This is a genomic window from Psychrobacter sp. 4Dc (assembly GCF_002836715.1).
GTDB lineage: Bacteria > Pseudomonadota > Gammaproteobacteria > Pseudomonadales > Moraxellaceae > Psychrobacter.
Window position 1 is genome coordinate 1 of sequence record NZ_PJAT01000086.1, and the last position, 19229, is coordinate 19229.

General features: G+C 43.6%; 15 protein-coding genes. 8 read left to right on the top strand and 7 right to left on the bottom strand.

Annotation, left to right across the window (positions count from 1 at the left end; all coding sequences use genetic code 11):
• The 5 genes from tnpA to accC form a co-directional block, all read left to right on the top strand.
• On the top strand, positions 1-224 hold a 224-nt coding region (gene tnpA, locus CXF61_RS05685; RefSeq protein ID WP_165597485.1), incomplete at its 5' end, for an IS200/IS605 family transposase.
• A gap of 158 nt (positions 225-382) precedes the next feature.
• The gene (locus CXF61_RS05690; RefSeq protein WP_165597486.1) at positions 383-862 is read left to right on the top strand and encodes an EVE domain-containing protein; all 480 of its coding nucleotides are present in this window, start codon (positions 383-385) and stop codon (positions 860-862) included.
• Positions 863-1238: 376 nt separating this feature from the next.
• Positions 1239-2606 (top strand): MATE family efflux transporter, encoded by a 1368-nt coding sequence (locus CXF61_RS05695; RefSeq protein ID WP_165597512.1) that lies wholly within the window; start codon positions 1239-1241, stop codon positions 2604-2606.
• A 240-nt stretch (positions 2607-2846) separates the two neighbouring features.
• Complete coding sequence (gene accB, locus CXF61_RS05700) at positions 2847-3269, top strand: acetyl-CoA carboxylase biotin carboxyl carrier protein (protein ID WP_165597487.1); 423 nt, start codon at positions 2847-2849, stop codon at positions 3267-3269.
• Positions 3270-3394: 125 nt separating this feature from the next.
• Positions 3395-4756 (top strand): acetyl-CoA carboxylase biotin carboxylase subunit, encoded by a 1362-nt coding sequence (gene accC / locus CXF61_RS05705; RefSeq protein ID WP_057759692.1) that lies wholly within the window; start codon positions 3395-3397, stop codon positions 4754-4756.
• 150 nt (positions 4757-4906) lie between these two features.
• On the opposite strand, the gene CXF61_RS05710 is transcribed toward accC, so the two are convergent.
• Both CXF61_RS05710 and leuA read right to left on the bottom strand, forming a co-directional pair.
• Entirely contained in the window at positions 4907-5542 is a 636-nt protein-coding gene (locus CXF61_RS05710) for a hypothetical protein (protein ID WP_165597488.1), read from the bottom strand.
• Positions 5543-5759: 217 nt separating this feature from the next.
• The gene (leuA, locus tag CXF61_RS05715; RefSeq protein ID WP_165597489.1) at positions 5760-7544 is read right to left on the bottom strand and encodes a 2-isopropylmalate synthase; all 1785 of its coding nucleotides are present in this window, start codon (positions 7542-7544) and stop codon (positions 5760-5762) included.
• 221 nt (positions 7545-7765) lie between these two features.
• On the opposite strand from leuA, the gene CXF61_RS05720 reads away from it, so the two are divergent.
• Complete coding sequence (locus tag CXF61_RS05720) at positions 7766-8254, top strand: Lrp/AsnC family transcriptional regulator (protein WP_102092178.1); 489 nt, start codon at positions 7766-7768, stop codon at positions 8252-8254.
• 5 nt (positions 8255-8259) lie between these two features.
• Here CXF61_RS05720 and CXF61_RS05725 read toward each other — a convergent pair whose 3' ends face one another.
• The 5 genes from CXF61_RS05725 to CXF61_RS05745 all read right to left on the bottom strand — a co-directional run bounded on the left by CXF61_RS05725 (position 8260) and on the right by CXF61_RS05745 (position 14847).
• Positions 8260-9516, bottom strand: a complete 1257-nt coding sequence (locus CXF61_RS05725) for a YbfB/YjiJ family MFS transporter (protein WP_165597490.1) — start codon at positions 9514-9516, stop codon at positions 8260-8262.
• Between the two features lie 126 nt (positions 9517-9642).
• Positions 9643-10986, bottom strand: a complete 1344-nt coding sequence (locus CXF61_RS05730; RefSeq protein WP_165597491.1) for an ABC1 kinase family protein — start codon at positions 10984-10986, stop codon at positions 9643-9645.
• A 170-nt stretch (positions 10987-11156) separates the two neighbouring features.
• Positions 11157-11960, bottom strand: a complete 804-nt coding sequence (locus CXF61_RS05735; protein WP_413775329.1) for a HesA/MoeB/ThiF family protein — start codon at positions 11958-11960, stop codon at positions 11157-11159.
• 47 nt (positions 11961-12007) lie between these two features.
• The gene (gene prmC, locus CXF61_RS05740) at positions 12008-12880 is read right to left on the bottom strand and encodes a peptide chain release factor N(5)-glutamine methyltransferase (protein WP_165597493.1); all 873 of its coding nucleotides are present in this window, start codon (positions 12878-12880) and stop codon (positions 12008-12010) included.
• Positions 12881-12930: 50 nt separating this feature from the next.
• The gene (locus tag CXF61_RS05745; protein WP_165597494.1) at positions 12931-14847 is read right to left on the bottom strand and encodes an AmpG family muropeptide MFS transporter; all 1917 of its coding nucleotides are present in this window, start codon (positions 14845-14847) and stop codon (positions 12931-12933) included.
• Between the two features lie 783 nt (positions 14848-15630).
• On the opposite strand from CXF61_RS05745, the gene katG reads away from it, so the two are divergent.
• Entirely contained in the window at positions 15631-17814 is a 2184-nt protein-coding gene (gene katG, locus CXF61_RS05750; RefSeq protein ID WP_165597513.1) for a catalase/peroxidase HPI, read from the top strand.
• A gap of 361 nt (positions 17815-18175) precedes the next feature.
• The gene (locus CXF61_RS05755; protein WP_057759664.1) at positions 18176-19105 is read left to right on the top strand and encodes a LysR substrate-binding domain-containing protein; all 930 of its coding nucleotides are present in this window, start codon (positions 18176-18178) and stop codon (positions 19103-19105) included.
• Positions 19106-19229: the final 124 nt, after the last annotated feature.

Below are 19229 nucleotides of genomic sequence, written 5' to 3' on the forward strand. Positions count from 1 at the left end.
TAGATCATATCCACATGCTTATCCAGTACCCGCCAACGGTGCAATTAAGCAAATTGGTTAATAACTTGAAGTCAGTCACAAGTAGACGAATGAGGGGTGATTTTATTGATTTAAGAGCAGCTTATTCCAAGCCTGTGCTTTGGTCACGCTCCTACTTTGCAAGCTCTTGTGGCGGTGCGCCACTAGATATTATTAAGCAATACATTCAGAACCAGCGAGGCTAACCAGTGATGCGAAATTCACCTCCACCCTAATGTCAGGTGGAGTCCTCTTTGCTTTTTTAAGATAAACTATTCAAGACAAGTTTGAAAGTGAGTTAATAAAAACCTCGATAATTTTAAGAACGAATTGAAAAATAAATAAAAAATCGAAGGACAAATATATGGCGTATTGGTTAATGAAATCCAACCCTAAATTTTTTGGTATTGAAGATTTGCAACGCTTGGGCACCGACGGTTGGGACGGCGTTCGCAACTACCGTGCGCGTAACTTTATGCGTGATGATATGAAAGTTGGTGACAAAGTGTTCTTTTATCACTCTAGCGCCAAGCCGTCTGGAGTCGCTGGTATCATGACAGTCACTACAGCAGGGTATCCTGATCCTACTCAATTTCACCCTGAGCATCGTCACTATGATCCTATTGCGACTGAAAAGGAACCTCACTGGTATATGGTCGATCTCACCTTTGAGCAAGCTTTTACAGAGGTGTTACCACTATCAGAGCTAAAGTTTTTGCCAACTTTGGAAGACTCGTTATTATTGAGGAAAGGCTGTCAGCAATTAACAGTGATTTCATTAGAGCCCAAACATTGGCGATCGATTATGGATATGGCGGAGACACTTGAGTTGCTGCCGGATTAAACTCATTGAGTTGGCTATTGTATAGTCCATCAGCTATGAAACAGAGTACAAAAAACCTAAGATTAATGCCTGCATAGCGGCGCTAAAGCGTTGACATCATAGTGTGGCTTCTTTACCATCTTACTATGTATATGACCTGTCAATCCACTACTTGGATCGACGGGTTATTTTTATTTTAGTGTCTTTACTTTTATTTTCATACTCTGCCTATCTACTTATGCAACATTATAAGCTTGCTCATATTATTTATCGGAGTATTATCGTCGGCACTACTCTCTCCTTGCTGCGTCAATCTTAATCGATTGATAGCAGTGTTTGTTTATTAATAATAACTACCTTAATAACAATTACCGCAAAGAATAAAAAGTTGCTTACCATGGTTTTTCCATTGTCTTTCAAAGATTTTAAAAGCTACAGCTTACGTTTAGGCATACTTGCCCTCCCTATCTTAATTACTCAGTTTTGCCAAGCCGCACTTGGCGTGGTTGATGCCATCATGGCAGGTCAAGTCTCAGCGCTTGATTTGGCGGCGGTAGCCGTTGGGTCTGGTATTTGGCTACCGCTGTTTTTATTGGCCACAGGTGTGCTTATCGCAACCACGCCTCTGATTGGTGAAGCAATTGGTCAAGACCAGCACGGCCAAGTACCGCATATCACGCAGCAGTCTCTATGGACCGCAGGTGTTATTGGCATTATCGGTTTTATCATTGTTAATTTAGCTCCCAATGTTCTTGGCATTATGGGTGTCCCAGAAAACATTCAGCCGATAGCGACGCAATATTTACATGGCGTGTCCTTTGGTTTCCCAGCGCTCGCTGTATATGCCGTACTACGCAGTTATTGCGAGGCATTGGGTCGTCCTGAGCCTGTGACAGTCATTAGTATCATTGGCCTGCTTGCAGATATTCCTTTGAACTATATTTTTATTCATGGGTTATTTGGCATGCCAGAAATGGGCGGTGCAGGCTGCGGGGTGGCGACAGCATTGGTGTTATGGATAAATGTCCTATTATTGGCTGCCTATACTAGCTTCACAAACCGTCGCGAATTTGTGATCACGCGATTTTTTTATGGCTTCTCTAGCCCTAATCGTACACAGATTAAAAAACTGTTGAAACTTGGTATTCCTATTGGTATCTCTATCTTCTTTGAAGCCAGTTTATTTAGCTTAGGCGCACTCGTTATCAGTCCATTGGGTGAGCTAGCAACAGCATCACATCAAGTGGCGCTGTCAGTGACCTCACAGCTATTTATGATACCGATATCTGTCGCCATGGCGCTCACTATCATGGTCTCCAATCGATTTGGTCAAAAAAACCTATTGGCACTGCGCCAAGTGCAAGCTACTGGACTGGTATGGACCGTATTGATCGCTTTGACCTGTATGCTTGGAATATGGCTATTCAGACCAGAACTGGCAGCAGCATTCACGGATAACCCAGAGGTTAGAGCTCAGTCTATGCATTTGCTTATCTTTGCACTTGCTTATCAGTTGTTTGATGGCTGGCAAGTTAACGTCGCTGGTATATTGCGCGGTATGCAAGATACCACCATACCGATGTGGGTAACGCTCTTCTGCTATTGGTTAGTGGCCCTACCACTTGGCGTCTATCTGGTGCGTTTCACTGACGTTGGCGCACAAGGATTTTGGATGGCGTTAATTACGGGTTTATTCTTATCATCTATTTTACTTACTTTGCGTCTACGCTATCAGCAAAAACGCTTAACTATACTATGGGGTTGAGCTAATTGCTCATGGATTGCGTTTTATAATTATTATTAGCGTCATTTGATCATACAGACTATGAAAAATCGTAGATATTTTCTTACTAAAAAGATGGCTTACGTCAAAATATGTAAAAATTCTCAGTTAACAACTGTACATTGATTGCTCATTGCCCTGAATCTAGGTATCATTAGCAATTAATTAGACAATATTTAGTTACACTATTTCTCGAATTTAGTACAAGGCCAGATAAAAACTATGGATATTGAAAAAATACGCACCCTCATCGCCCTTATGGAAGAAAGTGAACTGGTTAATTTAGAAATCAGTTCTGACGACGAGCATATTAGCTTAACTCGTCACTATGACGCGCCTGCGCCAACTATGATGGCTGCGAGCGCTACTCCTGCTGCCGCTGTTGAAGGCAAACCTGCCGAAAAAGCGGGTAGCGTTGAGTCTTCACCAATGGTTGGTGTTTTCTATTCAGCACCAAGCCCTAATGACCCACCATTTGTGAAAGTCGGTCAAAAGGTTCAGGCAGGTGATACTTTAGGTATTATCGAAGCCATGAAAATCATGAACCCGCTTGAAGCGACTCAAAGTGGTATTGTTGACGAAATCTTGGTAGATAACTCTGAAGTCGTACAGTTCGGTCAACCTGTCATACGCTATAAAGCGTAACGATATTTGCCATACTTTATTTCATTATGGCTGACTTTTGGTATATATACCGCGTCAATGCTAAATAACATGATGCTATGTATCGAAACTCAGTCAATGACTGACGCTTCGACAAGGATGAACCCATGATAAAAAAATTGCTCATTGCCAACAGAGGTGAAATTGCCCTGCGCATCGTCCGCGCCTGTAAAGCGCTAGGTATCGAAACGGTAGGTGTCTACTCTACTGCTGATGCCAACTTGATGCACTTGCGCTTTGTTGATGAGGCAATTTGTATTGGCAAGCCTAATGCTAACCAAAGCTACCTTGATATCAATACCATCTTAACTGCTGCTGAAATCACTGGTGCAGATGCTATCCATCCCGGTTACGGCTTTTTGTCTGAGAATGCTGAATTTGCTGAACAAGTAGAAGAAGCAGGATTGACCTTCGTTGGTCCTAATGCTGATCATATTCGCCTTATGGGCAACAAAGTTTCTGCCATCAACGCTATGAAAAAAGCTGGCGTTCCAACCGTACCTGGTTCAGTTGGCGCTGTGACTCTGCATAATGCTGAAGAGCAAGCCCGCAATATCGGCTTCCCACTATTGATTAAAGCGGCTTCTGGCGGCGGTGGACGCGGTATGCGTGTGGTTGAACGCTTTGATGAACTAATTGGTCAGGTACAAGCGGCCAAGCAAGAAGCTGAGCTCTGGTTCGGTGACGACACTGTCTATATGGAGCGCTATCTACAGAACCCGCGCCACGTAGAAGTACAGGTGTTGGGTGACGGTAATGGTAATGCTATCCATCTATATGACCGTGATTGCTCATTACAGCGGCGCCATCAAAAAGTACTAGAAGAAGCACCTGCTCCAGACATCCCAGATGATGTACGTGAGCCAATCTTAAAAGCTTGCGTAAAAGCTTGCGAGCTTGTTAAGTATCGCGGTGCTGGTACGTTTGAATTCTTATTTGAAAATAACGAGTTTTTCTTTATTGAAATGAACACTCGTGTACAGGTTGAGCATCCAGTGACTGAGATGATTACTGGTATTGATGTTGTCGTCGAGCAGCTCAAAATCGCAGCTGGTTACGGCCTGTCTTATCGTCAAAGTGAGATTGAGATCCAAGGTCATGCGATCGAATGTCGTATCAATGCCGAAGATGCAGCGACTTTCGTACCTTGCCCGGGCACTATCAGCCAACTGTTCACACCAAGTGGTTCTGGTATTCGCTTTGACTCTCATCTATACCCTGGCTATGAGATACCGACCTATTACGATTCATTGATTGGTAAATTGATCTGTCATGGTCAAACTCGTCAGCAAGCTATTGCTAAGACAGTACATGCCCTTGATGAGCTGATTATCGAAGGTATCAAAACCAATATACCTTTGCATCGTGATGTAATTTTGGCGGATGATAACTTCACTCGTGAAGCGCAAAACATTCATTACCTCGAAAGAGAGCTGCTGACTGCGAATAAAGCTAAAAAAGACTCGTAAGCTGAACTACTTATAGAGTTCGCTAAGTTTATTAAATTTAGTCGCAACTTTAATTAAAACAGCACATAAAAAAACCGCTATATTAATAGCGGCTTTTTTATGTCATCAATAAGCTGTCAATCATACGTAAAATACAACGAGCATATCTAATTATGGCAACACTCTATTGAAGTTCATAAAGCACTCGTTACCATCAGGATCAGCGCACCATTGCATCTGATTGCCATCATGATTAATAAATGCAATCAACGCTTCATCAGTCTGGTCGATCTGATTGCCTGAGCAATCTACTTCATTATTATCATAAACAGTCTTGATCGCAATAACTGGCAGTCCTTCTTCACGATGGGTGACCAGATAGCGGCCGTATGTCCACTCTTTGCCACTGACAGACCACATCTCATTATCCGCACCAAAGTTATATAGCTCGCGGCACTGGTTAGACTGACCAACTGATGCAAGTAAGTTCTTACTAGTAGTTGGTTGAATGTTTAGGACCCGCTCTTCACTTTGAGTCAGTACGCCGCCGTCCATACCCGTCATCACCTTAGGCTCTACACTGTTAGGCTTTTGCGCACTATTTAATACTGACTGGTTAGCTTCCGCTTCCTTGGTCATCATAGCGTGAGTAGAATGAGTGCTGCTGTCCAAGTCTATTTCCCACTGTCCGGCGATGGCTGGACTAATATGAGTGGTGATGGTCGGCTTGGTAATAGCCTCACCGTTCGCAGGCAACGAAGCCAAAATAGATGCTAGCGTGAATGAAGCAAATGAGATAGGTTCCATAATTAACCTTTTATTTATAATATTTTAATATATACATTAGCGTAAGTCTTAGACACCAAAAACACAAGTAACATTATGCTATTGCTCATAAACCTGTAGTCGGAATATCATAGGTATTTATAGCAAAAAATAACGCCATTGCTTTACTTGCTAGAGACAAGGAGCGATGGCGTTATTAGCATACAGAATTTTGCGTGATATTAATGACTACTTAATATTAAGCAGCTTCTGTATTTAGCGCTTGAGCAAAAGCTGATAACGCCCCTTTTAGCATGGCTGATACTGTACTGCTGCAAGTACCGATGCCAGAGTATACCTCGCCATCGACATTTAACTGAATGTAAGCGGCAGCATTGGCATTGGTTTTGTTATCACTATTGGTATCATCATCGATACCATTACCACTGTTATGATGCGGGTTAATCGCATGCTCTGCATAGTTAATAATATGCAAGGATTTGCCCGTATGCTGTGCAAGTCCGTCAATAAACGATGACAATGGGCCGTTACCAGTACCATCAATATCGATGGTGTCGCTATTCATTTGTACTTGACCACTAAAGTAAACCGCGCCGCCTTTATTGTTGACGCTATAGTCTAGTAGTTCAAACTTACCCTGCTGCAAGTAAGTATCTTCAAAGGTCTGCAAGATTTCATCATTCTGCAACTCGCGTGCAGCCGCTTCAGCTTGCTTTTGTACCACACGGCTAAAGTCAATCTGCATCCAACGTGGCAAGTTAAAGCCATAATTACGCTGCAAGATATATGCGACGCCGCCTTTACCCGACTGGCTATTGATACGTACCACATCTTGGTAGCTACGACCAATATGCGCAGGATCAATGGGTAGATAAGCCACGTCCCAAACATTGTCTGTTTCGCTCTGATTGCTTTCATTGTAGTCGAGAGATTTTTTGATAGCATCTTGATGTGAGCCACTAAATGCCGTGAAGACCAACTCGCCTACATAAGGATGACGTGGGTGCAATGGTAAGTTATTGCATTCGCTCACCACCTGTACGATTTCACTCATATTGCTAAAATCAAGCTCAGGATCGATACCTTGGCTAAACAAGTTCATGGCCATGACCATGATGTCCATGTTACCTGTACGCTCACCGTTACCAAGCAATGTGCCTTCGATACGATCTGCACCTGCAAGCACACCTAACTCAGCTGCTGCTACCGCACAACCACGGTCATTATGAGTATGCAAGCTCACAATCACATGCTCACGCTGGGCTAGATTGCGGCAGAAGTACTCTACTTGATCAGCAAAGACATTGGGCATAGATGCTTCGACCGTCGCTGGCAAGTTAAAAATAACTTCCTGACCATTCTGTGGTTGCCACACGTCACACACAGCATCGCAAACCTCTACAGCATATTCAGTTTCTGTCTGGCTAAAGCTCTCTGGCGAGTACTGAAACACCCAATCTGTCTCAGGATACTTTGCTGCATATTCTTGTAATAGCTTGGCGCCTGCAATCGCAATCTCTTTGATTTCAGCTTTATCTTTGCCATAGACTTTTTCGCGTTGTACACGGCTGGTTGAGTTATAGACATGGACAACCGCACGTTTCGCACCTTTCAATGATTCAAAAGTACGGGCAATCAAATGCTCGCGTGCTTGTACCAATACTTGTAGCGTTACATCTTCAGGTACGTGGTTTTCTTCGATAAGCTTACGCGCAAAGTCAAACTCTACCTGCGCCGCTGACGGAAAACCAATCTCAATCTCTTTAAAACCAACATCTACTAAGGTCTTAAAGAAACGCATTTTTTGTTCAATGGTCATCGGATCAATCAGTGCTTGGTTACCATCACGCAGATCCACACTTGCCCATATCGGTGACTTCTCAATCGTCTTGCTTGGCCAAGTACGATCTGGCAGCGATGGCGCAAATGCAAATGGACGGTATTTACGGAAGTCAAAAGCGGCACTTTTTGGTGTAATCTTTGCAGTCCCTGTGGCTGCAGTGTGCGTGGCTTGGTCAGACATAATCAATCCTTAGATGATATGGTTATTTATATATTTAGCTAGGCGATTAGCTGTTGATTAGATCAGTATTTATCATATGAGATAACTAGTGTTCATACCATAATAATATCAAAGTTTAACAGAGAGAAACCTGCTTTCTTTTACTTTATTTTCTGTTATTTTAGTGGAAAAACACAATTTAGATATTATAATCGAATAAATTCACTATTAAGGCTTGAAAAATGCCAGACAATCATATTGATAGTACAGGGACTGCAGATATAGACGAGATAGATAGACAATTGCTACGCTTATTGCAAACGCAGGCGCGTATGAGCATTACTGAACTCGCTGAACGTGTCAACCTGTCTGCTACTCCTTGCGCACGTCGCATAAAGCGCTTAGAAGATGCGAACATAATCACTGGCTACCATACCAAAACCGATGCACAAAAACTTGGCTATCCGCTAGCCGTGTTTATCGCTATTAGCATGGATCGACATACAGCAGAACGTTTTGAGCAGTTTGAACGCAAAGTTCAGAGCTTTGAGGAAGTCATTAGCTGTAGTATTGTTACAGGCCGCACCGAAGACTATCTGATTAAGGTCAGGGTACGTGATATGACACATTACGAAGAGTTTTTATTGCATCGCCTCAATCGTATCGAAGGCGTGGCCCAAGTTCATACCAGTTTTGAATTACGAGAAGTATTTAGCCGCAGTATGGTTTAGACGATCTAAGCGGTCTTTGGCGACTGTCGACGAAACCATACCAATAGTACAAATCCGATCATTAATCCGATAGCAGCGACAAGCAACCCTGCATTGAAATTACTATCCTGCCCTGCCAGCGCCACTGTCACCAAAGGTCCTAAAAACTGCCCCAATGCATAGGCCAACGTCGCTAGAGCAATCAGTAAATTAGAATAGGCAGGATTGATATTTTTAAATAAAGTCAGTGTCATCGATACCATACCGACGAAGGTCAATCCTAAAATCGCAGCGTTGCCATATAGCCCAATCGCACCATCAAACCATATTGGCAAGCACATCCCAAATGCTTGCAATACCGTCAGCCCCATTAAGGTTTTTATCTCACCGATACGTTTGGCAAGCGCGCCCCATAGGGGGTTTGACAACATCGCAAAAATACCGACGACCAACCAAATCATGAGTCCAGCATACGTCTGTGTTGTTAGACGTTGTGCTGCCATAACGGGCAAAAAAGTTGCTGAGCTAATATAACCAAACCCTGCCAGTACGTAGCTGACAAAAAGTAAAGCAAGCGCTTTATGGTGCCCAGAGATGGCTTCATATAAGGAGCGTTTAAAGTTTAAATAGGTCTGGTGCACTGACACGTGTTGTTTGGCATCAATCTGTTGCGAATCAACAGTCTGTACTCGTCTTGGTTTTACTGCATACAGTAGCCATACGAGCGGTAAACTGGTGACGCCTGCGACTAGCCAAATTACATCGAAGTGATAGCCTAACTTTAATAGCCACCACGTCACTATGGCAGAAGCGCTAATGCCAACGCCAATACCTGCATAGTGGACTGCTGACAATACAGAACGGCGCTCAGGGCTAAGGTTTTGAATCACAAAAGATGAGCTTAGAATCATCGCCACGCCACTTGCAATACCTGCGATTAAGCGAATGATATACCATAGCGTGAGCGACATATTTGGTATGACTAGTAGCATTGTTGTGACAACACTAATAATCGCCCACAGCGTCATGGCCTGCCACGTTGAGCGCTGAGGCACAAACATAGCAATAAGCGCACCGATAAAGTAGCCGATATAATTGATTGATGCCAGCCAGCCTGCAATCGTCGTTGATAGCGACAATTGCACCATAATATCAGGTAAGGTGGCGGTAAAAAGAAAGCGACCATAACCCATAACGACTGCCATGCAGTACATACCGATACAGGCAATGGCAGCTTCATTGGTAATCGTCGGGATCATACGGCTTTTAAAAGCAGTCATCATGACAGAGCCATTTTTGCGGCAATTAGCACACAATCCTTTGTGTTAGACAGTCAGAAGCAGTAATAAATAAACGCAGACATAGAGAAGTTATTAGATATATTAATTCGTCATAAAGTACTAGAAAAACTATGATACATCTAACGCTGGCGTCTCTACTGTATCCTGTCCTAGCATTTGTACCCGCTGATCGCTAAACATGTCCATGTCTGGAGCTAGCGTACGCATAAACCGATCAAAGTACAACATCTGTTTGGTTAATAGAGCGAAGTCGCGTGGGAAATGAATACCATGACGTTTGCCAACTTCGACAATCTCAAGCATCATTTTATTGAGCTCATCGGCTTGTTCTTTACTATTAAACGGTACACCACTGGTAAAGGTCTTATCTTCTGCCATGATGGTTGTCATCATACGCTGCAAGTCATTTCCTAATGCAGTCACATCGACTTTATTGCCACCATGTGTCATCTCCATATCAATCATATGGCGAGCCATTGCTTGATAATCACTGTCTTGCATGGCTTGCATCATGCCCATACATGCACGCCAGCTCTCAGCTTTGAGTTTACCGACAATACCAAAATCCAAAAATCCAATACGGCCATCGGTTAATAGCATTAGATTGCCCGCATGCAGATCAGCATGGAAACTATTGCACAGCATAAGACTGGCAAACCATGTGTTCAAAGTATCTGCCATAACTTGGGCAGGATCTGCACAGTATTGGCGCATGAGTGACTCATCGACCATAGAAACGCCATATAGGCGGCTCATCGTTAGCACACGCTTGGTGGTCAGCTCTTCATAGACAGCTGGTGCAACAACACGAGTATTGCCTGATACCGCTAAGAACTGTTGAAAATCGCGGATGTTTTGCGCCTCAGCGATAAAGTCCGTCTCGGCAAGCATACGCAGGCGAATCTCATCAATAATCGGCGCAATACTCGCAAACTTCATCGATGGCATCAGGATCTCAAGTAGCTTGGTCACGCCATGTAATACACCCAAGTCGGTCTGCATGATGGTTTCGACGCCAGGCTTTTGTACCTTTAGCACCACTTCATCACCATTGTGCAGACGAGCTGCATGCACTTGAGCGATAGAAGCTGATGCTAATGGCTCTGAGTCAATATGCGCAAATGTATCATCAAGCGTCCTGCCATCAGTCGCTAGCTCTTCTTTTAGCACTTGCTCGATATAAGCATAAGACAATGGCGTAGTTTGATCCAAGCAGCTCTGAAAAGCCTTAACATAATCACGTGGAAACAATGACGGCGTACTGGCGATGAACTGACCGATTTTGATATAAGTCGTACCTAACTGCTCAAAGGTTTCTTTGAGTAGCATCGCGTCAGGTTTCTCACCTTTTGCCACTCTTAGCGCAGACAGACCTGCCACGCTCGCTGTTTGACGAACACGGTTCATGACATTAAAAGTATGCTTTAATAAATGCGGACGATGAATTTTCATAAAAAACAACTATGGTAATAAGAAGGATGTTTGAAGATAGGCAATACAATATAAAAATGCGTTAAAATCAGATTACACAGTTATAGTCGGTTCAATATAATTTGGATGCAAGGAAGGCGAGTGAAAGTACTACAACTCGTAGACTAAGCAAGCCTGACACCTTATCCAATTTATAGAGAGTTGACTATAGGACTGCTACAGACAGGACACTGCAGGTCTTTTCGATAGCCCATTAGCCGTTGCTGCATTTGACTACCATCCCATATGAGCAGCTTGTTTGTCAGTGGATTTTTGGTTAATCCTAAATATTGTAATGCGGCATTGGCTTGCAGGTTCCCCATGACGGCAGTGGTACTGGCCAGCACTCCTGAATTGGCACACGTACGTTCGTCAGCGGCTTCGTCGAGCACTACGGAGCCAAATACGCAATGATAACAACCTGTATCGAGCTGAGGTTCGAACAGTGCTAACTGCCCTTGCATAGCAATCGCTGAGGCAGATAATAGCGGAATCTGATAGCGTACACTAATACGATTGATGATGTCGCGCGTGGCAAAATTATCCGTACAGTCTAAGAGTAAGTCAGGCTTGCCTGCTGCTATATCGAGCAATTCATAAGCGTTGTCTTCATTTAATCGTGCGACTGTGCCGTAAGTCTTTATCAAGGGATTGATGCACTCTAACATATGCGCTGCGGTCAGTGCTTTAGACTGACCAATATCTTCTGGCAAAAACAGCGTTTGCCGTTGTAGATTGCTCGCCTCAATCTCGTCATCATCAATCAGATGGACGTGACCCACTCCAGCACGTACCAATGTCTCAGACGCAGGACAGCCAAGGCCGCCTGCCCCTATTACGACCACACGTGCTGTCTTTAATCGCAGCTGAGCGTCCATATCCCAACCGTCTAATAATACTTGCCGAGCATAACGCAGCAGCTCATCATCCGATAGCTGTACCATCTCTTCTACCATATTCATCTACAACCTATAATCAAAGAAATCTACTATCAAAAGACTATCTACTGGACTTGCCCTAGCGTGACACGATCATTACCACCGTAATCTTTTACGGTATGTACTGACTCAAACCCACTGTCTAGAAACAGCTGCCGAACCGCATCCCCTTGATCATAGCCATGTTCAATAGCTAATAACCCACCTGTACAGAGATAAGTTGTTGCGTGCTGGACGATATGTTCGATATCAGCCAAGCCCTGATTGGGTGCACTCAAGGCGCTGATCGGTTCAGCTGTTAGACCTGCCAAATGCTCGTCTGTCTCGTCAATATACGGAGGGTTTGACACAATCACGTCAAACTGCGGCTCATCGTTAGTAGGTAACGCTTGATACCAACTGCTTTGGACAAACTCAACATTGGCAACATTATTGCTCATGGCATTGTGCTGAGCAACCTTAAGCGCCTCTGACGATAAATCAACCGCCACGACTTGCCAATTAGCGTGCTTTAACTCATAGGCAAGACTGATAGCGATACAACCTGACCCTGTCCCCAAATCTAACAATCGCTTATTATTGAGTTGCACTGGCTGAACGTTTATCCAGCTTAATACCTGCTCGACCAGTACTTCGGTATCGGGTCTAGGAATCAAAGTATGCTCGTTTACCTTAAAGCTAAGCGACCAAAACTCCTGCTGTCCGGTTAGGTACGCAAGCGGTATGCCTTGCTGCATCTTATTCACACCGTCATTGAAACGTGCGACCTCACTATCAGTGAGCTGGTAATTTTCATCCGTCATCAACGCTATCGCAGGCTTGTCAATGACATGCAATAACCAATCAGTTAACCAAAATGACGGTAGCTGATTATCAGTATCACCATTCGTCAGTTGTTGAATCTGCTGCTTGATTTGACGAATGGTTGATACGGTCATAGATAACTCTTAAAAAACAGTGAATGGATAAAGGTAAAATACTGCTTAGCCTACTCTGATGCTCGTGGTGGCTCTTTGGTATCGGTCAGGTTAGGATTGGTTTTACTTAGCTTGTCACCTATCCCATTGCCGCCGCTGCTATCATTATTGTCATCACCGTAAATATCATCGTTATCGCCAATGACAATATGTCTATCGACAAAGTAAATCAGTGCCAGAATTGGAATACCGATAGCAAAGGTAAAGATAAAGAAAAATGGATAACCCATATTATCGACGATAGCACCAGAATAGCCACCCATCACTTTTGGTATCAGGGTCATCAATGAGGAAAAAATCGCATACTGTACAGCAGTAAAGCGAATCGAGGTTAGTGCTGATAAGAAAGCGATGAATACAGCACTCGCAAGGCCCGCAGCCAAGTTATCAAATATCACTGCCATATACATGATTGGCAGGCTACCTGGGTTATATGTCAATACCACAAACAACAGGTTGGTCGCACACGCTAAAATCGCGCCTATCATCATGGCATGCATGATACGGAAACGCTGAGCCAAAATCCCGCCCAAGAAGCCACCTGCAATTGCCATAATCACACCGACCAGTTTTACGGCATTGGCGATATCTGTTTTGCTAAAGCCCATATCTTGATAAAAGACGTTGGAGATCACGCCTGCGACGATATCTGAGATACGGTATAGTCCAATCAAGGCTAATAGCAGCAGGGCTTTTTTGCCATAACGTCGGAAAAAATCTAAGACAGGCTCGATCCATGTTGCCATGGCCACTTCTTTTTTTACCAGTCCTACTTGTACCAGGGCATAACCTGCTGCCATCGCCGCGCCTAGGCTTACTAATAAGTGCAAGGTTTCTACAAAGAAGCTAGAAAACGCGCCTTCAAACTCGGGCAGGACCTGTCCCATCAATATATAAGCAGCGATAAAGGCAATCACTGAAAAAACAAACAACGCTACTAATCTGACGTAGTCTTCACGAGTTTCAGCGACCAACGGGGCTTTGTTAATGATTTTTGGTTGATTGATAATAAAGTACAGTAATAACAATGGCGCGCACGCGACCAATGCTAAAAAGTAAAATTTAATCGTTGGCATTATTATTAGTGGTATCAAGGCCACTGTGCTATCAAATACTGTATTGATCAAAATATTAATCAGGTAAATAACACCGAACAGTAGGCCTGGGATAAGCAGCAGCGCAGAATAAATCAGGAATACTTTTAAGTTACCCTTCTGCTTTTTACTTTGCAGGGTCTCAGCGGTTGGCTCATAACTGGCAAACGTCGTTAATACGCCTAACGTCATAACCCCTGCCATGATGTAATAGGTGTTGCGCCACGCTTCATAACTATAAAACGTCTCATTTGAGCCGAAATAATCAGCCAAATATAACGCGCCTGCCCCTGCGACAATCATACCAATACGGTAGCCTGACACATAGATAGAGGACAGAATAGACTGCATAGACGGCGGCGCAAGCTCAATACGATACGCATCAATCACGATATCTTGCGTCGCAGAAGAGAACCCGAGCAACACGGCTGCGCCTGCCATATAAACCAAGACATCTTCACTGACAGGGTTTACCCTTGCCATCAAAAAAATAGCCAGCACGATAAGCAACTGTGATACCACCATCCAACTACGACGACGCCCTAGCCACTTGGTCAAAAACGGCACAGGGAGCGCATCAATCAATGGCGCCCAAATAAATTTGAACGAATATCCCAGTGCCGCCCAGCTGAACATAGTGACGACACTACGATCAATACCTGCTTCTCTCAGCCATAGCGACAGACTTGAGAAAATCAGCAGAATAGGTATACCCGCTGAGAACCCCAAAAACAGCATAATAATGACACGAGGATCGAGATAAGCTTTTGTAGCCTCGCCCCATGACTTTTTGGCAATTGGTTGATTGGGCGGTACAGATTTGACAGCAGACATAATAACTCACCAACAATTCAGACAAAGAACACAACCGCGCACAATTTTTATCAATCTTTAGAATCAGTTATCGACAAAAGGATCGATAAAAATTGCTCTACGTTGCACCAATATTATGATTACAACAAAATCCAGTTATGGTACTTGAGAACCTTTATCTTGACTAGATGTTTTTGCATTAACTTAGCGATTGCAGGCCATGTACAATCGCTTATATTTCTTAATAGTAACGCAAAAAACCGCAGTGTTTTACCAAGGTTATCTTAGCTCTCTTTTTTATTGCTAATTTCTATTTTGAAGGATGTCTGACAATGACATTATTTATAGGTAATATAAAGGTAGTAGTAAAACTGACGCAGGCTTGATTGGTTAGGTGCACTCTATTGGTTTACTCTTAACTGGCGATGATAAGCAAGGGCGTTAATAATGATTGAGATAAACAAAACATCAAGCATTTTATGATTTGTAATTTAAAACTTATAATTCTTATATATTAGTTTTATAAATCCACTCAGCTTAGTTATGCTTTGTACATAAACAACGACTACCGAGATTCACGGTTTGTTCTTTCGATTATCATAGCCTAGGAGTTATACCATGTCCGACTCAACCAATAACACCACCGACAAAAACACTGCCCCAGATGCTGCTCGTTGTCCTGTAGATCACGAAAGCAACAATAATAATGCGCCTACTAACACAACCTATGATCAGGGTGATGGTCAAGGCCCAACGATCCATAGCGAAAACGTTGATAACTCGCATGAGCCTCAGCGTCCTAGCATGGGTGGCTGCCCTGTTATGCATCAGGCACATACTACCACTGCTTCTGCTGCGACAGATTGGTGGCCAAACGCACTAAACTTAGACATATTGCATCAGCAAGACAAAAAGACTGACCCAATGGGTGAAGACTTTGACTATGCTGAAGCTTTTAAACAGCTAGATCTAGAAGCGGTCAAGACTGACTTAAAAAACCTAATGACTGAGTCGCAAGAATGGTGGCCAGCTGACTGGGGACACTATGGTGGTTTGATGATTCGTATGGCATGGCATTCAGCTGGTACGTATCGTCGTTCTGATGGTCGCGGCGGTTCTAATACTGGCAACCAACGCTTTGCACCATTGAACAGCTGGCCAGATAACGTCAACCTTGATAAAGCCCGTCGTCTATTGTGGCCAATCAAGAAAAAATACGGCAATAAATTGTCTTGGGCTGATTTGATGATTTTGGCAGGTAACATGGCTTATGAGTCTATGGGTTTTAAAACTCTAGGTTTTGCTGGTGGTCGTGCTGATATCTGGCATCCAGAAAAAGATATCTATTGGGGTTCTGAGCGCGAATGGCTAGCTGCTACCAAAAACCGTTACGACAGTGATGAAGAGCGCGAATCATTAGAAAATCCTTTAGCTGCTGTGCAAATGGGTTTGATCTATGTCAACCCAGAAGGTGTTGATGGCAATCCTGACCCAATCAAAACCGCACAAGACATCCGTACTACGTTTGGTCGTATGTCGATGAATGATGAAGAGACGGTTGCTTTGACAGCGGGTGGACACACCGTTGGTAAGTGTCACGGTAATGGTGATGCAACGATACTAGAAGATGAGCCAGAAGGTGCTGACATCAAAGAGCAAGGCCTAGGCTGGCGCAACCCTAACGGCACGGGTAATGCAGGTGATACCGTTTCAAGTGGTATCGAGGGCGCCTGGACCACGAATCCAACTGAGTGGAACTATGAGTACTTTGATTTGTTGTTCAACCATGAATGGGCGTTGACTAAGAGTCCAGCTGGTGCGTGGCAGTGGGAACCTGTCGACATTAAGGAAGAAGATCGTCCGTTAGATGCGCATGATCCAAGTGTACGCCGCAACCCAATCATGACTGATGCTGATATGGCGATGATTAAAGATCCTATCTATCGTGAGATTTCAGAAAAGTTCCATAACAACCCAGAGTACTTTGATGAAGTATTCGCTAGAGCGTGGTTCAAACTGACTCACCGTGATTTGGGACCGAAGTCTCGTTATTTAGGTGCTGATGTACCGAGCGAAGACTTTGTATGGCAAGACCCTATTCCTACAGGTAATGCGGACTTGACTGCTGATGATATTGCAACGCTAAAAGCACAGATTTTAGACAGTGACATTAGTCGTCGTGAGTTGATCATTACAGCATGGGACAGCGCTCGTACCTTCCGCGCTTCCGACTATCGCGGCGGTGCCAACGGTGCACGTATCCGTTTAGCTCCACAAAAAGACTGGGCAGGCAACGAGCCAGAACAATTACAGCGTGTACTTGAGACATTGACCAACATTCAGTCTGGCTTTGATAAAGACATTAGCTTGGCAGACCTTATTGTGTTGGCTGGCAACACCGCTATCGAACAGGCAGCAAACGATGCAGGCGTAGATATTACTGTACCGTTTAATCCAGGTCGCGGTGATGCTGACGCCGAAATGACTGACGCTGAGTCTTTTGCTGATTTAGAACCACTACATGATGGCTATCGTAACTGGATTCAGGGCGACTATGCGGTATCACCGGAAGAGATGCTGCTTGATCGCACGCAGCTAATGGGATTGACAGCACCTGAGATGGTCGTATTGCTTGGTGGTATGCGAGTGCTTGATACCAACCACGGTCAGAGCCAACATGGCGTCTTTACTGAACGTGCTGGCGTGCTTACCAATGACTTCTTTGTCAATCTAACAGACATGAATTACACATGGCACCCTGTAAAAGCAGCAGACAATACTGTTAATAGCTACGAAGTACGTGAACGTGGTACAGGAAACGTTAAATGGCAAGCAAGCCGTGTAGACTTGGTATTTGGCTCTAACTCTATATTACGTGCTTATGCTGAGCTATACGCGCAGGATGATAACTTAGAGAAATTCGTTCGTGACTTCGTCCGTGCTTGGAACAAGGTTATGAATGCAGATCGCTTTGATATTGCAAAATAAACCAAGTTTGAAGTTGGTCAGTATCAACTAATTACCAGTAGTAAATAACTTTATAACTAACGAACAGCTATCTTTCAGAAGGTAGCTGTTTTTTTATGCTTAGTTTTTTATGCTTAATAATGACCGCTCTTTATGAGTTGTTAGATCAAATGGCTTCACTGACTAGACAGCGTTTACGGAACGGATAATTTTTTAGCATTGCAAAATACAAATTCTATATTCATAATTATCATAAATTGATAGCTATTTATTATATACGAGAATAATAGCTTTGTTTTACACTACTTTATTACTGTATGTTCAGACATTTTTACTTTCATATACAGACGAGGTTTGTATATTTATACAATAGGATTAAGTTATGGCAATCGACGTAGTGGTCAACCAACGGCATTTGCAGATTCAGCTCAAACAGCTAGAAACAGTATGGCATACGGTGATTAACGGTTATAACTTAAGCCAAGCGGCGACCGTGCTACATACCAGTCAATCAAGCTTATCAAAGCATATTGCTGCGCTAGAAAATCAGTTAAAGACGGAAGTATTTGTGCGCCAAGGCAAACGCCTGACGGGGCTGACCACTATGGGCACAGCGCTTATGCCTCATATCGAGTCTATCTTTGCTGAAATCCGTACCATTGAAAACCTAAGTTTAGACTTTAATAATCCTAATATCGGTACGTTGACGATTGCCACCACTCACACTCAAGCGCGTTATGTACTGCCGCAAGTGGTTAAAGAATTCAAAGATCGTTTCCCAAAAGTAAATTTGATTTTACAACAGGCAGATCCTGAGACCATCGCTCAGATGGTCATCCGTGGTCAAGCCGATATCGGTATTGCCACTGAGTCCTTGCTGCATAATAATTATCTTAGATGCTATCGTTACTATGACTGGACGCATCGCGTTATCGTACCAAGTGATCACGAACTGGCTAGTCAAGAGTCTATTGATCTGCCCACGCTTGCCAGCTATCCGATTGTGACTTATCACGGTGGTTTTACAGGACGCGGCGCGATTGACAAGACATTTGATGAAGCAGGGTTAGAGCCGGATATCGTATTAGCGGCGCTCGATGCCGATGTGATCAGCACCTATGTCGGTCTAGGCCTAGGTATTGGTATCATCGCAGAAATGGCATTTGAGCCAAGCCATTATCAAAACCTAACGGCCATCCCCGTCGATCATTTTGGTCGCTTTACCAGTTGGATGGCGGTACGTGATGACGCAGAAATCCGTCAATATGGACGTGCGTTCATGGAGCTATGCCAAAAACAATTTGCAAATTAATGAGCATTTGTTAAATAAAGTATCTCAGACTTGCTCACCCTTACTAGACTGAGCTGTGGATGATAAAATAGATTCTAGAACGTTATTCAATGTTTCTTTTATATATTATTCACACTTGTATTGA